Annotated in this window: 14 protein-coding genes; 4 read left to right on the plus strand and 10 right to left on the minus strand. The window is 67.7% G+C overall.

Annotation, left to right across the window (positions count from 1 at the left end):
* Nucleotides 1-65 precede the first annotated feature (65 nt).
* From ispF to pyrF, 3 genes are read right to left on the minus strand one after another with little or no spacing between them, the layout of a single operon-like run.
* On the minus strand, nt 66-545 hold the full coding sequence (ispF, locus tag Verru16B_RS09710) for a 2-C-methyl-D-erythritol 2,4-cyclodiphosphate synthase (RefSeq protein ID WP_069962099.1): 480 nt from the start codon (nt 543-545) through the stop codon (nt 66-68).
* A 42-nt stretch (nt 546-587) separates the two neighbouring features.
* Nucleotides 588-1,268, minus strand: coding sequence for an IspD/TarI family cytidylyltransferase (locus Verru16B_RS09715; protein WP_069962100.1), 681 nt, complete (start codon nt 1,266-1,268; stop codon nt 588-590).
* Nucleotides 1,269-1,322: 54 nt separating this feature from the next.
* Entirely contained in the window at nt 1,323-2,021 is a 699-nt protein-coding gene (gene pyrF, locus Verru16B_RS09720) for an orotidine-5'-phosphate decarboxylase (protein ID WP_069962101.1), read from the minus strand.
* Between the two features lie 104 nt (nt 2,022-2,125).
* Between pyrF and ispE the strand changes: the two genes are divergently transcribed.
* From ispE to Verru16B_RS09735, 3 genes are all read left to right on the plus strand, one after another.
* A complete protein-coding gene (gene ispE / locus Verru16B_RS09725; RefSeq protein WP_069962102.1) occupies nt 2,126-3,016 on the plus strand; it encodes a 4-(cytidine 5'-diphospho)-2-C-methyl-D-erythritol kinase in 891 nt (296 codons plus the stop codon).
* Nucleotides 3,017-3,068: 52 nt separating this feature from the next.
* The gene (gene ptsP / locus Verru16B_RS09730; protein WP_083270513.1) at nt 3,069-4,832 is read left to right on the plus strand and encodes a phosphoenolpyruvate--protein phosphotransferase; all 1,764 of its coding nucleotides are present in this window, start codon (nt 3,069-3,071) and stop codon (nt 4,830-4,832) included.
* A 97-nt stretch (nt 4,833-4,929) separates the two neighbouring features.
* The gene (locus tag Verru16B_RS09735; RefSeq protein ID WP_157772366.1) at nt 4,930-5,841 is read left to right on the plus strand and encodes a transglutaminase-like domain-containing protein; all 912 of its coding nucleotides are present in this window, start codon (nt 4,930-4,932) and stop codon (nt 5,839-5,841) included.
* A gap of 279 nt (nt 5,842-6,120) precedes the next feature.
* Here the strand turns inward: Verru16B_RS09735 and Verru16B_RS09740 are convergent, their stop codons facing one another.
* The 3 genes from Verru16B_RS09740 to Verru16B_RS09750 all read right to left on the minus strand — a co-directional run bounded on the left by Verru16B_RS09740 (nt 6,121) and on the right by Verru16B_RS09750 (nt 9,694).
* Nucleotides 6,121-6,588, minus strand: a complete 468-nt coding sequence (locus tag Verru16B_RS09740; protein WP_069963695.1) for a hypothetical protein — start codon at nt 6,586-6,588, stop codon at nt 6,121-6,123.
* A 170-nt stretch (nt 6,589-6,758) separates the two neighbouring features.
* Nucleotides 6,759-7,697, minus strand: a complete 939-nt coding sequence (locus tag Verru16B_RS09745) for an ArsR/SmtB family transcription factor (RefSeq protein ID WP_069962104.1) — start codon at nt 7,695-7,697, stop codon at nt 6,759-6,761.
* A 149-nt stretch (nt 7,698-7,846) separates the two neighbouring features.
* Nucleotides 7,847-9,694 carry a GreA/GreB family elongation factor gene (locus Verru16B_RS09750; protein WP_069962105.1) on the minus strand — a complete coding sequence of 616 codons (1,848 nt, stop codon included), beginning with the start codon at nt 9,692-9,694 and terminating at the stop codon, nt 7,847-7,849.
* A 110-nt stretch (nt 9,695-9,804) separates the two neighbouring features.
* Here Verru16B_RS09750 and Verru16B_RS09755 point away from each other — a divergent pair, with 110 nt between their 5' ends.
* Nucleotides 9,805-11,049 (plus strand): RsmB/NOP family class I SAM-dependent RNA methyltransferase, encoded by a 1,245-nt coding sequence (locus Verru16B_RS09755; RefSeq protein WP_069963696.1) that lies wholly within the window; start codon nt 9,805-9,807, stop codon nt 11,047-11,049.
* Nucleotides 11,050-11,136: 87 nt separating this feature from the next.
* On the opposite strand, the gene Verru16B_RS09760 is transcribed toward Verru16B_RS09755, so the two are convergent.
* The 4 genes from Verru16B_RS09760 to Verru16B_RS09775 all read right to left on the minus strand — a co-directional run bounded on the left by Verru16B_RS09760 (nt 11,137) and on the right by Verru16B_RS09775 (nt 17,767).
* Nucleotides 11,137-12,366 (minus strand): aspartyl protease family protein, encoded by a 1,230-nt coding sequence (locus Verru16B_RS09760; RefSeq protein ID WP_157772367.1) that lies wholly within the window; start codon nt 12,364-12,366, stop codon nt 11,137-11,139.
* 8 nt (nt 12,367-12,374) lie between these two features.
* Nucleotides 12,375-13,724 carry an MFS transporter gene (locus Verru16B_RS09765; protein WP_069962107.1) on the minus strand — a complete coding sequence of 450 codons (1,350 nt, stop codon included), beginning with the start codon at nt 13,722-13,724 and terminating at the stop codon, nt 12,375-12,377.
* A gap of 63 nt (nt 13,725-13,787) precedes the next feature.
* Nucleotides 13,788-16,397, minus strand: a complete 2,610-nt coding sequence (locus Verru16B_RS09770) for a CHASE domain-containing protein (RefSeq protein WP_069962108.1) — start codon at nt 16,395-16,397, stop codon at nt 13,788-13,790.
* An 80-nt stretch (nt 16,398-16,477) separates the two neighbouring features.
* On the minus strand, nt 16,478-17,767 hold the full coding sequence (locus Verru16B_RS09775) for a serine hydroxymethyltransferase (protein WP_069962109.1): 1,290 nt from the start codon (nt 17,765-17,767) through the stop codon (nt 16,478-16,480).
* Nucleotides 17,768-17,770: the final 3 nt, after the last annotated feature.

Raw genomic sequence — 17,770 nt, forward strand, 5'->3', positions numbered from 1 at the left:
ATAATACGATTCAGGGCAGATGCTGGCGTAGCCTGCTTATCGGACATTTTCGGGGCTCTTGGTGGCTAAATTTTCCGGATCAGCGCGACGGCGTGGGCGGCGATGGCGAGGCCGCGGCCGATGTCGTCGCTGCCCTCGTTGGTCGTGGCCTTGAGGCCGATGGCGTCCACGGGGAGGCCGGTGGATTTCGCGAGGGCGGCTTTCATCTCGGCGAGGCGGGGGGCGATCTTGGGTTTCTCGGCGATCAGGGTGGCGTCGACGTTGACCGGGGCCCAGCCGCGCTCGCGCAGGGCGGCGATGACGCGCTGGAGCAGGATCTGGGAGTCGGCGTTCTTGTAAGCCGGGTCGGTGTTGGGGAAGAAGTGGCCGATGTCGGGCAGGCCGGCGGCGCCGAGCAGGGCATCGCAGAGGGCGTGGGTAAGAGCGTCGGCATCGGAGTGGCCGTCGAGGCCGAAGTCGGCGACGAAGGTCACGCCGCCGAGCACGAGCGGCCGGCCCGGGCAGGTGCGGTGGATGTCGTAGCCGTGGCCGATGCGGAGATTCATGGCGGAAGGATCACCACGAAAGGCACGAAACACACGAAAAAATCAGACCTCGGCGCGGGCGAGCAGGAACTCCAGGTAGGGGAGGTCGGCCGGGGAGGTGAGCTTCGGGTTCGGGTGGGGATTCTCGAGGAGGGCGACGGGGCGGCCGAGGGCCTCGACGGCGGCGGCGTCGTCGGTGATCGCAATCTTCCGGGCAGCGACCTTGGCGTAGGCGCGGGCGATCAGGGCGCGGTCAAAGACCTGGGGGGTTTCCATGGCCCAGAGGTGCCGGCGGTCGAGGTTGCGCAGGCGGCCCTCGCCGCGGTGTTCCTTGATGGTGTCGGTCACGCGGTGGGCGAGCACGACGGCGTGTTCGCGGCGGACAATCTTGTAGAGCGCGGCCAGTTGCTCGGGGCGCACCAGCGGACGGGCGCAGTCGTGGATGAAGACATGGCTGATGTCGTCGGGCAGCTCGGCAAGGGCGGCGGCCACGGAATCCTGCCGTTCGGCGCCGCCGCGGACAAAGATGCTGGGGGTGGGGGCGTAGGCGGAGAGGCCGACGAGCTGGGCCTGGTCGCGGTAGGTGACGACGTAGAAGTCGGCCACGCCGCTGCGGACGAACGCGGCGGCGGAGTGGGCGAAGACCGGTTTGCCCGCGAGGGGGGCGAGGATCTTGTCGGCCACGGCGCCGACCATGCGGCGACTGCTGCCGGCGGCGAGGAGGATGGCGGCGGTGCGGCTCATGCGTGGAAGCTTAAGTTGGAAGTTGCAGTTGAAGCCGAGGCAGCCGGGCGTGGATTACGCCCCGTTGAGCTCGGCGAGGATGGCGCGGGTGGCGGCGGCGGGGTCGGGGGCCTGGAGGATGGGGCGGCCGACGACGATGAAGCTGGAGCCGGCGCGGGCGGCGTCGGCGGGGGAGAGGACGCGTTTCTGGTCGTCGCCCCCGGCCTCGCCGGCGGGGCGGATGCCCGGCGTGATGAGCTGGGTGGAGAGTGGCAGGGTGCGGCGCAGCAGCTGGACCTCGAGCGGCGAGCAGACAAGACCGCGGAGGCCGGAGCTCACGGCGAGCCGGCCGAGGCGCGCGACCTGGTCGGCGGGGGAGGCGGTGACGCCGATCTCGTCGAGGCCGGCGGCATCAGTCGAGGTGAGGACGGTGACGCCGAGCAGGAGGAGGTCGGGGTTGGTCTTTTGCTGGGCGGCGACGGCGGCGCGCATCATCTCACCGCCGCCGGACGTGTGCAGCGTGAGCATCTTGATCGGCAGCGGACCGAGGGATTCGACGGCCTTGGCGACGGTGTTGGGAATGTCGTGGAGCTTGAGGTCGAGGAAAACATCAAAGCCGAGGTCGGCGACCTCGCGCACGTAGCTCGGCCCGTAGGCCGTGAACATCTGGAGACCGAGCTTCACCCAGCGGAGCTGGCCGCGGAGCTGGCGGAGGATCGGTGCGGCGGCTTCGCGGGTGGGGACGTCGAGGGCGAGGATCAGGTCACAGGGCATGGCGAGAAACCACTAATGGACAGGAATGGATAGTATTCAAAGAGAGAAATCAGTGGGGCTTTTGGCTAGGATTAGCGCGCGGGAGGGTGCATTAAGGGGGGACCATGGGCGTCACCGTATTCAGTCCCGCCAAGTTGAATCTGTTTCTGGCCGTCACCGGCCGGCGGCCCGATGGTTTTCACGACTTGGTGTCGGTGGCGGCGCCGCTGGATTTTGGGGACGAACTGGAGGCGGAGACGGGCGGGCGGGGGTACGCGCTGGCCTGTGATGATCCGGCGGTACCGGTGGACGGGAGCAACCTCGTGTTGCGGGCGGCCGGGGCCTATGCGGTGGCGACCGGCTGGGACGAGCCGGTGCGTTTCCGCCTCACGAAGCGGATCCCGGTGGGGGCGGGCCTGGGGGGTGGCAGCAGCAATGCCGTGGCCGCCCTGCGGGCGTTGAACCAACTGGCCGGTGGCCGGCTGGGCGAGGCGCAGCTGGCCGGGCTGGCGGCGGCGCTGGGTTCGGACTGCGCCTTGTTTCTGGCGCAGGCCCCGGTGGTGATGCGGGGCCGGGGCGAACGCGTGGAACCGTTGGCGCCGGGGGCGGCCGCGCGGCTGCGGGGCCGGCGCGTGCTGGTGTTCAAACCGGCCTTTGGCATCAGCACACCGTGGGCATATGGCCGGATGGTGGCGCGCGGGACGGACTATCTGCCGGCCGATCAGGCGGAGGCCCGCCTCGCCCGCTGGCTCGGCGGCGAGGCCGCGGCCGAGGAACTTTTGTACAACAACATGGAGCCGGCGGCGTTCGAGAAATACGTGCCGCTGCCGCTGCTGCTCGCGAAGCTGCGGGCGGAGTTCGGGGTGGCCGTGGCGATGAGCGGCAGCGGGAGCGCGTGTTATGCGCTGCTGCACGAACCGGACACCCGCGGGGACGCGGAGGTGACGGCGATGTCACGGCGCCTGCGGGAGTGGGCCGGCGCGGAAATCTTCATGCAGGAAGCGCGCCTCGCCTAGTTCCGCATTGACCGGGTGGGAAGGCGGTTCGTTAATCATGGAGCGCCGCTGCATGCCGACCCCCGCCAAAAGCGAAATCATCATCCAGGGCCTTGCCGCTTCCAAGGGCATCGCCTACGGACGGGTGTTTCTCTACCTGCAGAGCGAGCTGGAAATCCCGCGCTACGCGGTGGACCCGGACAAGCGCGTGGCCGAGATCGCACGCTTCGAGCAGGCACTCGTCACCACCCGGCAGCAGATTGCGAAGATCCAGGAAGAGGTGAGCAAGAACCTCAGCGAGGAGGAGGCGCTGATCTTTGACGCGCACCAGATGGTGCTCGAAGACCAGGCGCTCATCGGCGAGACGATCCGTGATTTCCAGAAGAGCGGGCTGAACATCGAGACGTGTTTCAACGCCGTCGCGCAGCGCTACATCCAGGCCTTCGCGGAGATCGACGACGAATACCTGCGCGAGCGCGCGGCCGACATCAAGGACGTGGCCAAGCGCGTGCTGCATGTGCTGCTGGGCCAGACCGCCGGCAGCCTGACCGAGCTGGTGGACAAGCGGATCATCGTGGCGAAGGACATCTCGCCCTCCGAGGCCGCCGGCATCGACCGCAGCGCCGCGCTGGGGATCGTGACCGACGCCGGCAGCCGCACGAGCCATGCGGTGATCGTGGCCCGCTCGATGAAAATCCCGGCGGTCGTCGGCGCCGTGGACCTGACCGGGCGGCTCAAGGACGGCGACTGGCTGCTGGTGGACGGTTACGACGGCGTGATTGTCATCAACCCGAACGAGCAAACCCTGTTCCGGTACGGCAAGATCCAGAAGGCCAAGCAGACCTTCGAATCGCGGCTGATGACCGTGAACGACATGGCGGCGGAGACGCTGGATGGCGTGCGGGTGACCTTGCGGGCCAACATCGAGAAGCCGGACGAGATCGCGCTAGTGAAGCAGTACCGCGCCGCGGGGGTCGGGCTGTACCGCACCGAGTTCCTTTTTCTGTCGTCGACCAAGGTCCCGACCGAGGAGCAGCAGTATGTGGCGTATCGGGAAATCGTGGCCGGGCTGGCGCCCGATCCCGTGACGATCCGCACGCTCGATGTGGGCGGCGACAAGCCCCTGCCGGGCGACCCGGGGCTGATCGGGCCCGAGGCGAACCCTTTCCTGGGCTTCCGGGCGATCCGGATGTGCCTGGAGAACCCGGTGATGTTCAAGGACCAGCTCCGCGCGATCCTGCGCGCCAGCGCGCACGGCAAGGTGGAGATCATGTATCCGATGATCAGCGGGCCCGAGGAACTCGATCGCGCCAATGCGCTACTGGACGAGGCCAAGGCCGAGCTCAAGCAACGCGGCCAGGCCTTTGACGCGAAGGTGCGGGTCGGCACCATGATCGAGATCCCGAGTGCGGCCATCGCCGGCGACGTGCTGGCCGAACACAGCGACTTCTTCAGCATCGGCACCAACGATCTCATCCAATACCTGCTGGCGATCGACCGGGGCAACAGCCGCATCGCCCATCTTTACGACCCCACGCATCCCGCCGTCGTGCGCACCCTCAAGCAGATCGTGGACACGGGCCACGCCCGGGGGTTGAAGGTCAGCGTGTGCGGCGAGATGGCCGGCGACGCCCTGTACGCCCCGTTGCTGCTGGGTCTGGGCGTGGACGAGCTGAGTCTCACGCCGACCCTGGTGCCGTCCGTTCGCTATCTCATTCGCGCCATGAAGATGAGCGACGCCAAGAAGCTGGCGGCGGAGGCGCTGAAGCAGAAGGATGCCAAAAAGACCTACGCGATGGTCGAGGCCTTCTACAACGACCGGATGGGCGGGGAGTAGGCGGCGGGTTGTCGGGCACCGGTAGGTAAACGCCCCAGGGCGATAGGGGTTGCGTTGGCCGGGTTTGTGCAACCGTGTGGGCCAAATGGCGAATCCTGTGCCCGTCCCTAAGCTCGATGTCACGGTCCGCGTGGGCTGCAACCTGACCTATGAGGTGACCGGTTCGGCGATGCTCCTGTTGAACCTGCGCCCGAGCCCGAACCGGAACCATGAAATCGTCTTCGAGGCGCTGACGCTGGGCAACAACCTGCCGGTCGAACAGTTCACCGACAGCCACGGTAACGCGGTCCAGCGCGTCGTGCTCGCGCCGGGGAGCAATTATTTCCGGCACGATGCCATCGTACGGGTCTCGTCGCGACCGGACAACCACGACCTGGTCGATCGCGCGCCGCAGACCGCCGCCAGCCTGCCGCCGGCGGTGCTGCGTTACACGCTGCCCAGCCGGTATTGCGACTCGGACAAGCTGGTGAACTTCGCGTGGGAAAAGTTCGGCACGGTCGAGCACGGCTGGACGCGCGTGCAGGCGATCAGCCGGTGGATCCACGACAACTTTGAGTATCGCTACATGTCGGGGCGGTCCGACCTCTCCGCGTGGGATGTGCTGCAGCGGGGCTACGGGGTGTGCCGGGACTTCGCGCACCTGGCGATTGCGTTGAACCGGTGCTTCAACGTCCCGGCGCGCTATGTGACCGGGCACCTGCCGGACATCGGCTGGCCCGATCCGGAGAACCACATGGATTTCCACGCCTATGCCGAGGTGTACCTGGGCGGCGAGTGGCTCACGACGGACGCACGGTTCCACGCACCGCGCATCGGCCGGATCAAGGTGGCCTGCGGGCAGGATGCGGTGGACGGGGCCTTCTCGACGATCTACGGCGGGGCGACGCTGTCGTTTTTCCAAGTGTGGGCCTACCAGGTGGAGCGGGGCACGGTGGGCGTGGGGGACGACCTGGATTTCAGCCGGCGGCTCGACAACCAGTGGGCGGTGCGGACGGATCCGGATCTATAATCGGTCCAAGCGGCTGGCCCGCGAACCAGTTGGCCGCACGGCGGCGCGCCGCGGGCGATAGACGTCGTGTTTGCCCCAGGGCGTTTATAGACTTCGGATCCATGAGAGACGAATACCTGTACGCCGCCGCCAAAGTCATCACCGATCCCTACATTCTGGTGAATGTGGTGTCCCGTCGCGTGAAGCAGCTGCGTCGGGCAGCCGGCCGCTGGTGGAGTCGCTCGAGAAGCTGGCCCCCGAGGACATCGCGTTGCGCGAGATCTCGGAAGGTCGCATCAGCTACGAGTTGGGCACCGACACCCGCTGAGGCGGGCGGAGGATCGCCGCGAGGCGGTCATAGTCCCAGCAGAGCAGGAACACGCTGCCGAGCAGCATGAGCCCGGTGATCACGGGCGTACCTTGGAAATGCATCGAGAGCGTGATCAGAAAAATGTTTACGATGATCGGGAAGTAGACCACCGCGCCGAGGGTGACCGTGCGGGGGATGAGCAGCAGCCCGGCGGCGAGCCACTGGGCGGCACCGAGGAAATTCCAATACCAGCCGGTCTGGTACAGCGCCTCGAAGAAGAAGCCAACCGGGTTGGAGACGGGCAGGTTCGTGAACCGGTGGCCGATGATCTTGGTCCAACCGGACGGGAGGAAACCGATCGCGAGCAGCACGCGCGTCACCACGGCGAGCCGGCCCAGCCAGCGTTGGCGGCGGGCGGAGGCGTGAAGCCGGTCGAGGGCGGACCAGAAGGAAGGCATGCGCGGATCTTGGCGGTCCGGGCGAAGGTCGTCCGCAAGAATCAGGACGAACGGCCGGAAACCCGGGACGGTTGCAGGGCGGATGGAATCGGTGGTGGCTGGGTGGCACGCCATCCGAAACCGCGCGAGCGAGCTCACACCCGCAAAAATACCCGGGGCCCGGAGGCCCGTTACTTGCCGCCCTTCACGCCGCTGGCGAGGAGGGTTTCGAAGTGGGGTTCCTTGGCCTCGCGGGAGACCAGGGTGACGTCCACTTTCTGGAAGCCGGCGGACTTGAGGAAGCTGTGGAGGGTGCTCTCCTTGAACCCGAGCCAGAGGTCGCCGTAGACGTCGCGGGCCTTTTCGAAATCATGTTCCTTCAGGTCCAGGACGAGCAGCTGGCCGCCGGGCCGGAGAATGCGGTGGGCCTCGTTGACGGCGGTCTGCGGGTGGGTGGCGTGGTGGAGGGCCTGGGAGAGGATGGCGAGGTCGACGGAGCGGTCGGGCAGGGGGACCTGCTCGATGTCGCCGAGCTTGTAGGTAAGATTCGCGAGGCCGTTCTTTTTGGCCAGCTCGGTGCCGACCTCGACCATCTTGGGGGAGTTGTCGATGCACCAGACGCGCTCGGCGCGGCGGGCGAGGAGTTGCGACACCAGGCCCTCGCCGGCGCCGAGGTCGGCCACGGTGATGGCGGGCACGAGCCGGAGGGCGAGGTGGCCGAGGGCTTCCCAGGAACGGCCGGGGCAGTAGTTTTTCCCGAGCTTGCCGGCGATGAGGTTGAAATACTGCTCGGAGTGCTGGCGGCGCTTGAGGAGGGTGCGGTCGAGGCTGAGACGGTCCTCGGTGGATTCCGGCCGGTCGGCGACGGCGTCGCAGGCGGCGCGGAGGAGGGCGAGTTGCTTGGGGTCCAGGGTGGCGCGGAGCGAGTAAAACGCCTTCTTGCCGTCGCGCCGGTCGGTCACGAAGCCGGCCTGGCGGAGCAGGCCGAGCTGGGAGGAGATGCGGGACTGGCCCATGCCGAGGATTTCCTGCAGTTCGGCGACGGCGAGTTCCTCGCGGAGGAGGAGGGCAAGCAGGCGCAGCCGGGTGGGGTCGGAGAGAACCTTGAGACTGTCCCAGGAGTCGGTCATGCGGTGCCAGAGCTATGGGGAGAAAAGCCGGCCATGACAAGAACGGCCCGCAGGGACGCGGGCCCTCCAGGATTGGGCACAAAAAAGGCCGCGCTGAGGGCGCGGCCTGAAGGGGAAAGAAGCCCGCCCGGAGGTCGGGCTCCACCTTGTTACTTGGCGTCGATGAAGCGGGTGATGCCGGCGATCTGGTATTCCTGATGGGCCGTGCCGATCTTGAGCTTCACGTGTTCGCCGACCTTCTTGCCCATGAGGGCCTGGCCGAGCGGGGTCTTGTAGGCGATGCGGTGGCTGTCCGGATCGCTGTCCCAGGCGCCGAGCACGGAGTAGCGGACGGCCTTGCCGCTCGCGACGTCGCGGAGGTCGACGATGGTGCCGACGCTGATGGAGTCGGTGCTGGCCTCGCTGAAGTCGGTGATGCGGGCGCGGGCGAGATCGCGCTCGAGCTGGGCCTTCTGGCCCATGAGCACGCCCTGGTCCTGCTTGGCCATCTTGAACTCGGAGTTTTCCTTGAGATCGCCGTGCTCGCGGGCGACGGAGATGGCCTTGGAGTTCTCGGGGATGCGCTTGGCGACGATTTCCTCGTACTCGATGCGCTTCTTCTCGTAGCTCTCGCGGGACACGAGGAACTGCTCGTCCTTGGTCTCGGCCTCGCCGGAGACGAGGGACTGGAGGGAGGGGAACAGCTTGATGAAGCGGGCGAGGAGGGACTTCTTGGTCAGTTCCTCGAAGCCCTGGTTGAGCAGGAGGCTGTTGCCGAGGTCGCGGGCCGTCTCGGTGTCGGCGGCGGCGAGCAGGTCGGAGATGAGGTCGGTGTCGTCGCTCAGGGCCTCGGCCAGCGGGATGCGGCGGGTGCCGGCGGACTGGAGGGCCTCGTAGTCGATCGCGAAGAAGATGGCGCCGAGCAGGCGGGGGTTGATCAGGTCGTGCAGGAGCTTCGAGAACTTCTTGGAGTGGCGGTTCTTGATGACCCAGAGGAGGACGGGGGCACGGAGGTTCTGCTCGGTCTTCCAGCGCTTGAGGACGGTGGCGAGCTCCTCGGCCTGGCCGTTCTCCATGAGGAAATTGATGCACTCGGTGGTGAACTTGCCCTGGGAGGTCTTGAGGAGGGCGAAGACGATCTCGCGCCACTCGAGGGGGTGGGTCTCCTTGACGAGGTCGAGGAAGCGGGACTGGAAGTGGACGGGGATCTTCTCGGCGATGGCGGTGAGGCCGCGGACCTCCTTGATGAGCTCAGCTTGGGTCGGGGCGGAGGCGGAGGCGTCGTGGCCGAGGATCTTGGCGAGTTCGTCGCGGACGAAGGCGCCGTAGAGGCGCTCGGAGGCGTCGAGCTGGTTGCTGTCGCGCACGGCCTCGGTGATGCCGTTGAGTACGGTGCCGAGGGAGGCCTTGGACTCTTCCTTGATGGAGGCGGCGAGGAGGTCCTCAGCGAGGGAGATGCGGCGGCGGGCGGAGCGGGTGTTGGAGAACTCCTCCATGATCTCGGACTCGGCGGAGACGGGCTCGTCGCGGACGATATAGAGCTCGGTCTTCTTGGCCGGGACGCCGACGCGCGGATCCTTGATGAGCTGCTTCTTGACGTTGGAGAACCACTTTTTGAATTTTTCCTCGCCGATGACCTGGGCGAGCACGATCTCGAGCTCGATGGCGCTGGCGGCCTGGTTCGGGTAGGCGGAAAGGGTGTCGATCACGAGCTGAACGGGATCGTCCTCGACGAGCTGCTTAACCTTGGCGGGTTCGGTCTCCTTGCGGGCGAGGATGTGCTTGGGGGAGAGGACGTCCATGCTCCCGACGCAGAAGGCGGGGTCCATGCGGTGGGCCTTCTTGCCCTTGAAGTCGATGACGAGCTTCTGGTCGGCCTCATCGTACTCCTTGATCTGGCCGAAACCCCAGCTGCGGTGCACCACATAGGAGCCGGGTTCCATCGCCTCCAGCTTGGCTTTGGACGCCTTGAGGGCGGGGTGCTTGCTGAGGGTCGCGGAGATGGCTTCAGAATTCATAATTGCGTATCGAGTCGGTGAACCGATTAGTTCAGGCGACAATGATGCATGATGTCAAACAGGGTTTAGAAAAAGGCCCGGAGGCCGCCAAACCCGCCTTTAGCGGCTGGGTGGCCGCCACCGGACTGGTCGAGCGCTGGCTGGCGCGGGCCGAACGCGTGGATACGCTGTTGGAAGGACTTGCAACAAACCTAAGCGGGCAGGAGCGGGCGCGGGCCCAGCACCTGTTCTATGGCGTGGTTCGCTGGGCGAGCCGGCTGGAGGCGGCGCAGGCGGGCCTGATGGCCCATCCGCCCCGGACGAAGGTGAAGGCGGTCCTGATGATCGCCGGCTTCGAACTTTTGGAGGGCGGGCCGGCTTTGACGGCCAAGGTCATCCACCATGCGGTGGAGCAGGCCAAGTCGGTGGCCAGCCCCAAGGAGGCCCGGCTGGTCAACGCCGTGGCCCGGAAAATCGCCGACCGGCTGGTGGCCGCGCCGACGGATCTGGCGACGGAATTTGCCCACCCGGAATGGCTGGTGGCGCGCTGGACGCGGCAGCTGGGGGCGGAGACGACCCGGAAGCTGCTGGCGTGGAACCAGCAGCCTGCACCGGTTTATGCCCGGTGGCGGATCGAGGCCCCGGTGCCGGCGTTCCTGGCCCCGACGAAGTGGGCGGGATTTTACGAGGTGAAGGCCGGCCATTGGGAAGACATCCGCCGGTTGGCGAACGAAGGGGCGATTTACCTGCAGGATCCGTCGACGCGGCTGTGCATCGACCTGCTGGCGCCGCAGGCGGGCGAGGTCATCCTCGATGCGTGTGCGGCTCCGGGCGGCAAGAGCCTGTTCATGGCCGACACAATGAAGACCGGCAAGATCGTCGCCCTGGACGAGCCGGTGGCGCCGGGCAAGTCGGACATCCGGCTGGTGCGGCTGAAGGAAAACCTCGCGCGGGCCCCGGCCGGGGTCGAGGTGGCGCTGATCCAGGCGGACCTGACGAAGGTGAACACGGTTTTCTACCGCAACCTGAACCTGCCCGAGTCGTACGATGCCGTGTTGCTGGACGCCCCGTGCTCGAACACGGGCGTGATGCGGCACCGGATCGACGTGAAGTGGCGGTTGCAGGACGGCGACTTTGCCCGACACGGGCAGACGCAGCTGGAGTTGCTGCACGCCGCGGCGCGGCTGGTGCATCCGGGCGGTCGGCTGGTGTACAGCACGTGCAGCATCGATGCGGATGAGAACGAGAGCGTCATCAAGGCCTTCTTCGACAGCCGGGCGGGCGGGCCGTTCAAGCTGGAGAAGCAGGTCCTGGCCACGCCGTGGGCCGACGGGCACGACGGCGCGGGGGCGTTCTTGCTGGTGAAGAACGGCTAATTGTAGGGCGGGGTCGCCGAACCCCGCCTCGGACGCGATAACGCCCTCGAACAAAGGCGGGGTTCCGGCGGCCCCGCCCTACAACAATCACGGCACCAGCTCGAAGACCGGGACCTCGTGGTCGGTTTCCTTGGGGCCGGACAGGAAGGTGAAGGTGATCTTGGGGGCGGTGTTCACGAGCTGGGTGTAGCGCTCGAGGGTCCAGTGCTCGACGAGCTCGCCGTTGATGCGGACGCAGAGGTCGCCGGGCTGGACGGGCAGACTGCTGTTGGGGGTGTCGGGCACCACGGCGAGCAGCCGCCAGTAATTGGGAAAGCGGCGGAACGAGAGGCCGGTGCTGCGGCGGCCGGGCAGTTCGACCGGACCGTCGGTGGTGCGCACGAGGGTGACGGTGTGCCGCTGCTGGTCGAAGGTGAGGCGGAAGTGGCGCAGCAGCTCGCCGCCGAGGGAGGAGAGGTTTTCGGTCAGGTCGACCACGGGCTGGTGCACGAGCTGGGTGCCGATGGTGATGTTCTGTTCGAGCCGGCCGACGAGCTGCCGCTGGTTGCCGTCGAGTGACCCCACGATGAGGCCGACGCGCGGCCCGTGGGTGAAACGCGGGTGGAGGCCGGCGGGGTTGAGGGAGAGGCCAAGGTCGCTGCCGGTGTCCACGAGGGCGAAGAAGGACTCGTTGCCCATCTGCACGGGGATGAACGGCGTCGGCTGCTCGCGGTTGTAGGGGACGACGCTGGTGCGGGGTGGGCGGGGGGCGGCCGGCGCGAGGGCGGGGTTGGGAGCGATCTCGAGCTGGGCGGCCGGATAATCGAGCGTCAGCAGGGTGTCGCGGAAGAGGGAGAAACCCACGATGCCGTCGATCGGCTGGCCGACGTGGGCAGAAAACTCGGTGAAGTCGTAGACGATGGCGGGCACCCGCTCGAAGTAAGCCTCGCCGAGCTGGAGCTGGCGGAGGGTGATGGCGGGCAGGGCGACCTCGCGGCCGTTGGCCCCGCGTACGGGCAGGGTGCGGGGCAGGGTGCCGCGGCGTTCCTTCTGCCGGAGGACGTCGGCGAGGGCGGGGGACACCAGGGTGACGGACGAACCGGTGTCGACCATGAAGCGGTAGGTCTTGCCGTCCGGCTGCCGGGATTCGACGAGGAAGAAGTTGGAGAGGATCTTGGCCGGGAGGCGGACCGGCTGGGGCTCGACGCGGGTGGACCCGGGGGAGCGGCCGCGGCTGAGGCAGCCGGAAGCGAAGAGCAGGATGAAGGCGGAAGTAAGCAGGAAGAAAAGCCGCCGACTTCCCGCGGCGGCCGGGCGATTTGAAATTTGAAATTTCAAATTTGAGATCACTTCGCGGGGCGGGGGAGACCGGTGCCGAGGGCGGCGGCGGTGAGGAGGACGAGGCTGGCGATGACGAAGGTGACGGTGCCGCCGGAGTTGAAGAAGAGCCAGCCGGCGACGGCGGGGCTGAGGGCGCGGGCGAGGAAGCCGAGGGAGCGGTAGATGCCGAGGACCTTGCCCTGTTCCTCGGGCCCGGCGTAGAGGGAGACGAGGGAGGAGAGGGCGATGTTGGCGAAGCCGGAGCCGATGGTGCTGATGGTGAGCATCAGGTACATGAGCGGGACAGAGCGGGCGATGCCGATGGCGTAGCCGAGGCCGGCAAAGCCGACGCCGATGAGCGCCATGCCGAGGACGGCGGAGGGCTTTTCGCCCAGACGGGGGACGAGGCGGCGGGCGAGGACGCCCTGGGTGAGGATGGAGACGACGCCGATGTTGACGAAGATGAGCGTGAGGTCGCGCGGGGAGTAATGCAGGGCGTCGGCGGTGAAGAAACTGATGACCGACTCGAAGAAGCTGAAGCCGAAGGTGACGACAAAGCCGACGAGGTTCACGCGGCGGATCGCGCCATCGGGCTGGCGAAACAGCGAGTGAAGCGGGTTGCGGTCACGCAGGGTGGTGGTGCCGGTGCCGCGGGCCGCGGGCGGCAGGGTCTCGCGAAAACGGGCCTTGATCCAAACCAGGTTGATCAGGCAGAGCGTGAAGGCGATGGCGGCCGGCACGCTGAACGGGTGCACGCCGAGGGCGGCGAGCCCGGGCCAGCGCTCGAGCAGGTTGAACGGGGCGGTGAGCCCGCCGATGACGGGGCCGGTGAGGAAGCCCAGGCCGAAGGCGACGCCGACGATGCCCATGCCCTTGGCGCGGTTTTCGCGGGTGGTGACATCGGAGACGGCGGCGATGGCGACGGCGATGTTGCCGCCCATGATGCCGCCGAGGATGCGGCCGGCGAAGAAGAGCAGGAAGGAGCCGCTGAAGAAGAGCAGGAGGTAGCTGAGGGCGTTGCCCGCGATAGTGAGCAGCAGGATGGGCCGGCGGCCATGCCGGTCAGAGCGGGCGCCCCAAACAGGGGAAAAGAGAAACTGCATCAGCGAATAGACCGAGCCGAGGGCCCCGGCGAAGAGCGCCCCGGTGGCGAGGTCCGAGGCGTGGGCGGCGGAGGCGAGAGCCTGGAGGTGCCGGACCAAGGCGGAGAGCAGGCCGCCCTCGCTTTCCTTGTTCACGTACCATTCCAGCATGGCCGGACCGACCGGGAAGAAGATCGAGAAGCCGATCAGGTCAATGTAGAGCGTCAGGAAGATGACGCCCAACGACAGCGGCTTGGGGGCGGGGGCGGAGGAAGGGGAGGTGGGCGTGGACACGAAAGGACCACGTTGAGGGAAACCCGCCGGTGCGCAAAGCCTGTTTCTGGGCGTGACCGCCGGTCAGCCCAGCAGCTGGCGCAGTTTTTCCCCCAGCTCGGCGATGGCGAACGGCTTGGGCAGGTAGCCGGAAACCCCGGAGGCGGCGCAGCGCTGCATGGTCTCGCCCTCGCTATAGCCGCTCATGATGATGACTTTCAGGTCGGGCCGGATCTGGCGCAGCCGGCGCAGGACCTCGTCGCCGGCGAGGCCCGGCATGGTCAGATCCAGCAGCACCAGGTCGATGGTGTCCGGTGCGGCCTGCACGAGGGCGAGGGCGGCGGGACCGTCGGCGGCCTCATGCACGGTGAGGCCCAGCAGGGTGAGCGCGTCGCGGGCGACCTGGCGCACGGGATCCTCGTCATCGACCACGAGCACGGTGCCGTGGAGCGGGCTGGTACCGGGGATGAAGGGCGGGGCGGAGCCGGTGGCCACGGCGTTGGTGGCCGGCAAAAAGAGCCGGAAGACCGTCCCCCGGTCCGGGGCGGACTCGACAAAAAGGGCGCCGTTGTGGCTCTGGACGATGCCGCGCACGGCGGCGAGACCGAGGCCGCGGCCGGAGAACTTGGTCGTGAAGAAGGGCTCGAAGATGCGGTCCATGACCGCGGGGGGCATGCCGCTGCCGTTGTCGCTGACCTCGATCCCGACATAGCGGCCGGCGGGCAGGGTGGGAGACTGCACGGCCTGCTGGAAAAATTCGGCCGACAGGTCGCGGGTGAAGGTGCGCACGATGACGTGGCCGTCGGTGCGGTCCGCCATGGCGTCGGCCGCGTTGATCACGAGATTCATCACAATCTGCCGCAGCTGGGTGGCGTCACCGAGGACGGCGGGGACGGTGGTGTCGGTCAGGAGTTCCAATCGGACGCGCCGGCCCACGGTGGCCTCGAGGAGGGCGGCGGTGTCGGTCACGAGGGCGGCGAGGTTCACGGGAGCGGTGACGAAGGCGGCGCGCCCGGCGTAGGCGAGCATCTGGGCGCACAGGTCGCCGGCCCGCTGGGCGGCGTGCTCGATGTGACTGAGCTGCTGCCGGGCGCGGTGGGTGTCGGGCAGGTCCATGGCCACGAGGGTGGCGTTGCCGAGGATGGCGGTGAGGATGTTGTTGAAGTCGTGGGCGACGCCGCCGGCGAGGACGCCGAGGCTTTCGAATTTCTGGCTTTCGAGGAGCTTGCGCTCGAAGGCGAGCTTCTGCTGCTCGGCGGCCTTGCGGTCGGTGATGTCGGTGGAGATGCCGCAGAGGGCGTAGATGCGGCCCTGTTCATCGAGCAGCGGAAACTTGTGCGCGAGGTAGAGGCGGGGCGGGGTGTCGGTGGAGGCTTCCTCGAACTCCATCGGCCGGCCGGCCGCCTGCACCTGCAGATCGTGCTCGCGGGCGCGCGCGGCCGGCGCGGCGGGGAAAAGATCCTCGTCGCGGCAGCCGAGGATGGCGGACCGGGGGCGGGCGCAGAAGAGCTCGAAGGCGTGGTTGCACAGCTGGTAGCGGCCGTCGAGATCCTTGAGGAAGATGATGGCCGGGCTGTGATCCATGATGTCCTGGAGACGGGCCTCGCTCTCGCGGAGCTGGCGGGTGCGCACGCGCACCTCGTCCTCGATGCGGGCGGTGCGTTGCAGGAGGCTGTGGATGAGAAATGCGAGCAGGGCGGTGATCGCCAGGCCGAAGCCGAGGATGAGGGCGGGCTGGCGGGAGCCGGCGCGCCGGCTCCAGTCGGCGTTCTGGCGGATCAGCATCAGCCAGCGGCGATCGCCGATCTGGAGGGTCTCGCGGTAATCACCCGGCGCCGGCAGGGGCAGGTCCAGCCGGTCCGTGGGCGGGCCCAAGGAATCCAGCCCGCCGCGGTTGGCGTAGAGGAAGGTGCCGGGCTCGCTGTCGGTCACATCGAAGTAGTAAGTGTCGAGGGCCTCGTTGGTGGTGAGCTGGTGGGACTGGGCCAGCATGGTCTGGAGGCGGAAGACACCCTGGACAAAACCCTCGACCGGCTGCCCCGGGACATCGTCGCGCCATAAGGGCAGGATGAAGATCACGCCGGGCTGGGCGGCCGCCGCGGTGGACTGGGCGAGACGCATGCTCGGGCTGACCTTGAATTTGCGGTCCTGGCGCGCGGCCCGGAGGAGGGGGGCGGAAGGGGCGCTGGTGACGTCGTAGCCGAGCACGGGCTCGTTGCCGGCGAGCGGTTCGACGTAGGAGATGACGAAGTATTCGTCGGCCGAGGGCGCGGGCCGGAGGGTTTCATCCGGGAAGCGCCGGGTGATGACGACGGGCCGGCCGAGCTCGTGGGAGGTGGTCTTCTCGAACGGGCCGCGTTCGGCATGGTTCAGGATCTGCACCCATTGCAGCGCCTGCACCCCGTGGTGCCGCTGGAAGATGGACTGGGCGACGCGGGTGAATTCACCGCGCGTGACGGTGTTCTGGCCGAGGAAGGAATCGCGGAGGCTATGGACCATTTCCTCGTAGCTGCGCAGCTGCTGGGCGGCGACGGCGGCCTGGGTCTGGGCGCGGCTCAGGAACCCGGTGCGGATGCGGGCCGTCTCACTGCGCGAGGCATAGAGCCAGATAAACAGGGAGAGGGCGACACCGACCACCGCCACCACCCAGACCAGGCCACGGCGGTGGAGGGAGGCGCGGGTGAGGGTGGCCATTCGGGGGACGCTGACAGCACGGGGGCTGGCTGGCAAATACCGATTGGCCCGGCGCTTCGGGCAGGGCGGCCGTCCCGGGATCAGGCCCGGTAAGGGAGCGGGAAACGCGAGGTGAGAGCGACGACCTGCAGCTTGGTGGCGGCGATGACGGCGGCCTGATCGGGTCCGCCGATGGCGGTGAGCACGCCGTCGATGAGGCCGGCGATCACGGTCATGTCGGCTTCCTTGAGGCCGCGGGTGGTCATGGCCGGCGTGCCGAGGCGGATGCCGGAGGCCTGGAAGGGCGAGCGGGTCTCGAAGGGCACGGTGTTCTTGTTGCAGGTGATGTTGGCCTGATCGAGGGTCTCCTGGGCGACCTTGCCGGTGAGCTCCGGAAATTTCGAGCGGAGGTCGACGAGCATGAGGTGGTTGTCGGTGCCGCCGGAATTGATCTTGTAGCCGCGCGCGACCATGGCGGCGGCGAGGGCGCGGGCGTTGGCGATGACCTGGCCGCTGTAGGCCTTGAACTCGGGCTTGAGGCACTCACCGAAGCACACGGCCTTGCCGGCGATGACGTGCATGAGCGGACCGCCCTGGCCGCCGGGGAAGACGGCGGAGTCGATGGCCTTGGCGTGGGCGGCCTTGCAGAGGATGAGGCCGCCGCGCGGACCGCGCAGGGTCTTGTGCGTGGTGGTGGTGACGAAGTCGGCGTGAGGGAAGGGCGAGGGGTGGTGGCCGGTGGCGACGAGGCCGGCGATGTGGGCGATGTCCGCGAAGAGCAGGGCGCCGACGGAGCGGGCGATCTCGCCCATGCGGGCGAAGTCGATGATGCGCGAGTAGGCGGAGGCGCCGACGGTGATCATCTTCGGCTTTTCGCGGAGGGCGACGGCGGCGAGCTCGTCGTAGTCGATCAGCCCGGTGTCCTCGCGGACGCCGTACTGGCAGAAGTCGTAGAGTTTGCCGGAGAAGTTTGCCGGGTTGCCGTGGGTGAGGTGGCCGCCGTGGCTGAGGTTCATGCCGAGGATCTTGTCGCCGGGCGACAGGACCGCGGTGTAGACGGCGAAGTTGGCCTGAGAGCCGGAGTGGGGTTGGACGTTGGCGTGCTCGGCGCCGAAGAGCTGCTTGGCGCGCTCGATCGCGAGGACCTCGACCTTGTCGACCTGCTCGCAGCCGCCGTACCAGCGCTTGGCGGGGTAACCCTCGGCGTACTTGTTGGTGAGGACCGAGCCGACGGCCTCGATGACGGCCGGGTAGGTGAAATTTTCGGAGGCGATCAGCTCGATGTGGCTTTGCTGGCGGGCGAGTTCGCCGGTGACGACGGCGTAGACGGCGGGATCGAGCTGGGCGAGGGGGCGGCGTTCAGGGACATGGAGAGATGGGCGATGGAGGATTCT

It is taken from the genome of Lacunisphaera limnophila (assembly GCF_001746835.1).
GTDB lineage: Bacteria > Verrucomicrobiota > Verrucomicrobiia > Opitutales > Opitutaceae > Lacunisphaera > Lacunisphaera limnophila.

Coding starts and splice junctions, on each gene's coding strand:
- ispE (WP_069962102.1), top strand. CDS start 2,126: ATGGGCGTCACCGTATTCAGTCCCGCCAAGTTGAATCTGTTTCTGGCC.
- Verru16B_RS09770 (WP_069962108.1), bottom strand. CDS start 16,397: ATGGCCACCCTCACCCGCGCCTCCCTCCACCGCCGTGGCCTGGTCTGG.
- Verru16B_RS09745 (WP_069962104.1), bottom strand. CDS start 7,697: ATGACCGACTCCTGGGACAGTCTCAAGGTTCTCTCCGACCCCACCCGG.
- ptsP (WP_083270513.1), top strand. CDS start 3,069: ATGCCGACCCCCGCCAAAAGCGAAATCATCATCCAGGGCCTTGCCGCT.
- Verru16B_RS09715 (WP_069962100.1), bottom strand. CDS start 1,268: ATGAGCCGCACCGCCGCCATCCTCCTCGCCGCCGGCAGCAGTCGCCGC.
- ispF (WP_069962099.1), bottom strand. CDS start 545: ATGAATCTCCGCATCGGCCACGGCTACGACATCCACCGCACCTGCCCG.
- pyrF (WP_069962101.1), bottom strand. CDS start 2,021: ATGCCCTGTGACCTGATCCTCGCCCTCGACGTCCCCACCCGCGAAGCC.
- Verru16B_RS09750 (WP_069962105.1), bottom strand. CDS start 9,694: ATGAATTCTGAAGCCATCTCCGCGACCCTCAGCAAGCACCCCGCCCTC.
- Verru16B_RS09740 (WP_069963695.1), bottom strand. CDS start 6,588: ATGCCTTCCTTCTGGTCCGCCCTCGACCGGCTTCACGCCTCCGCCCGC.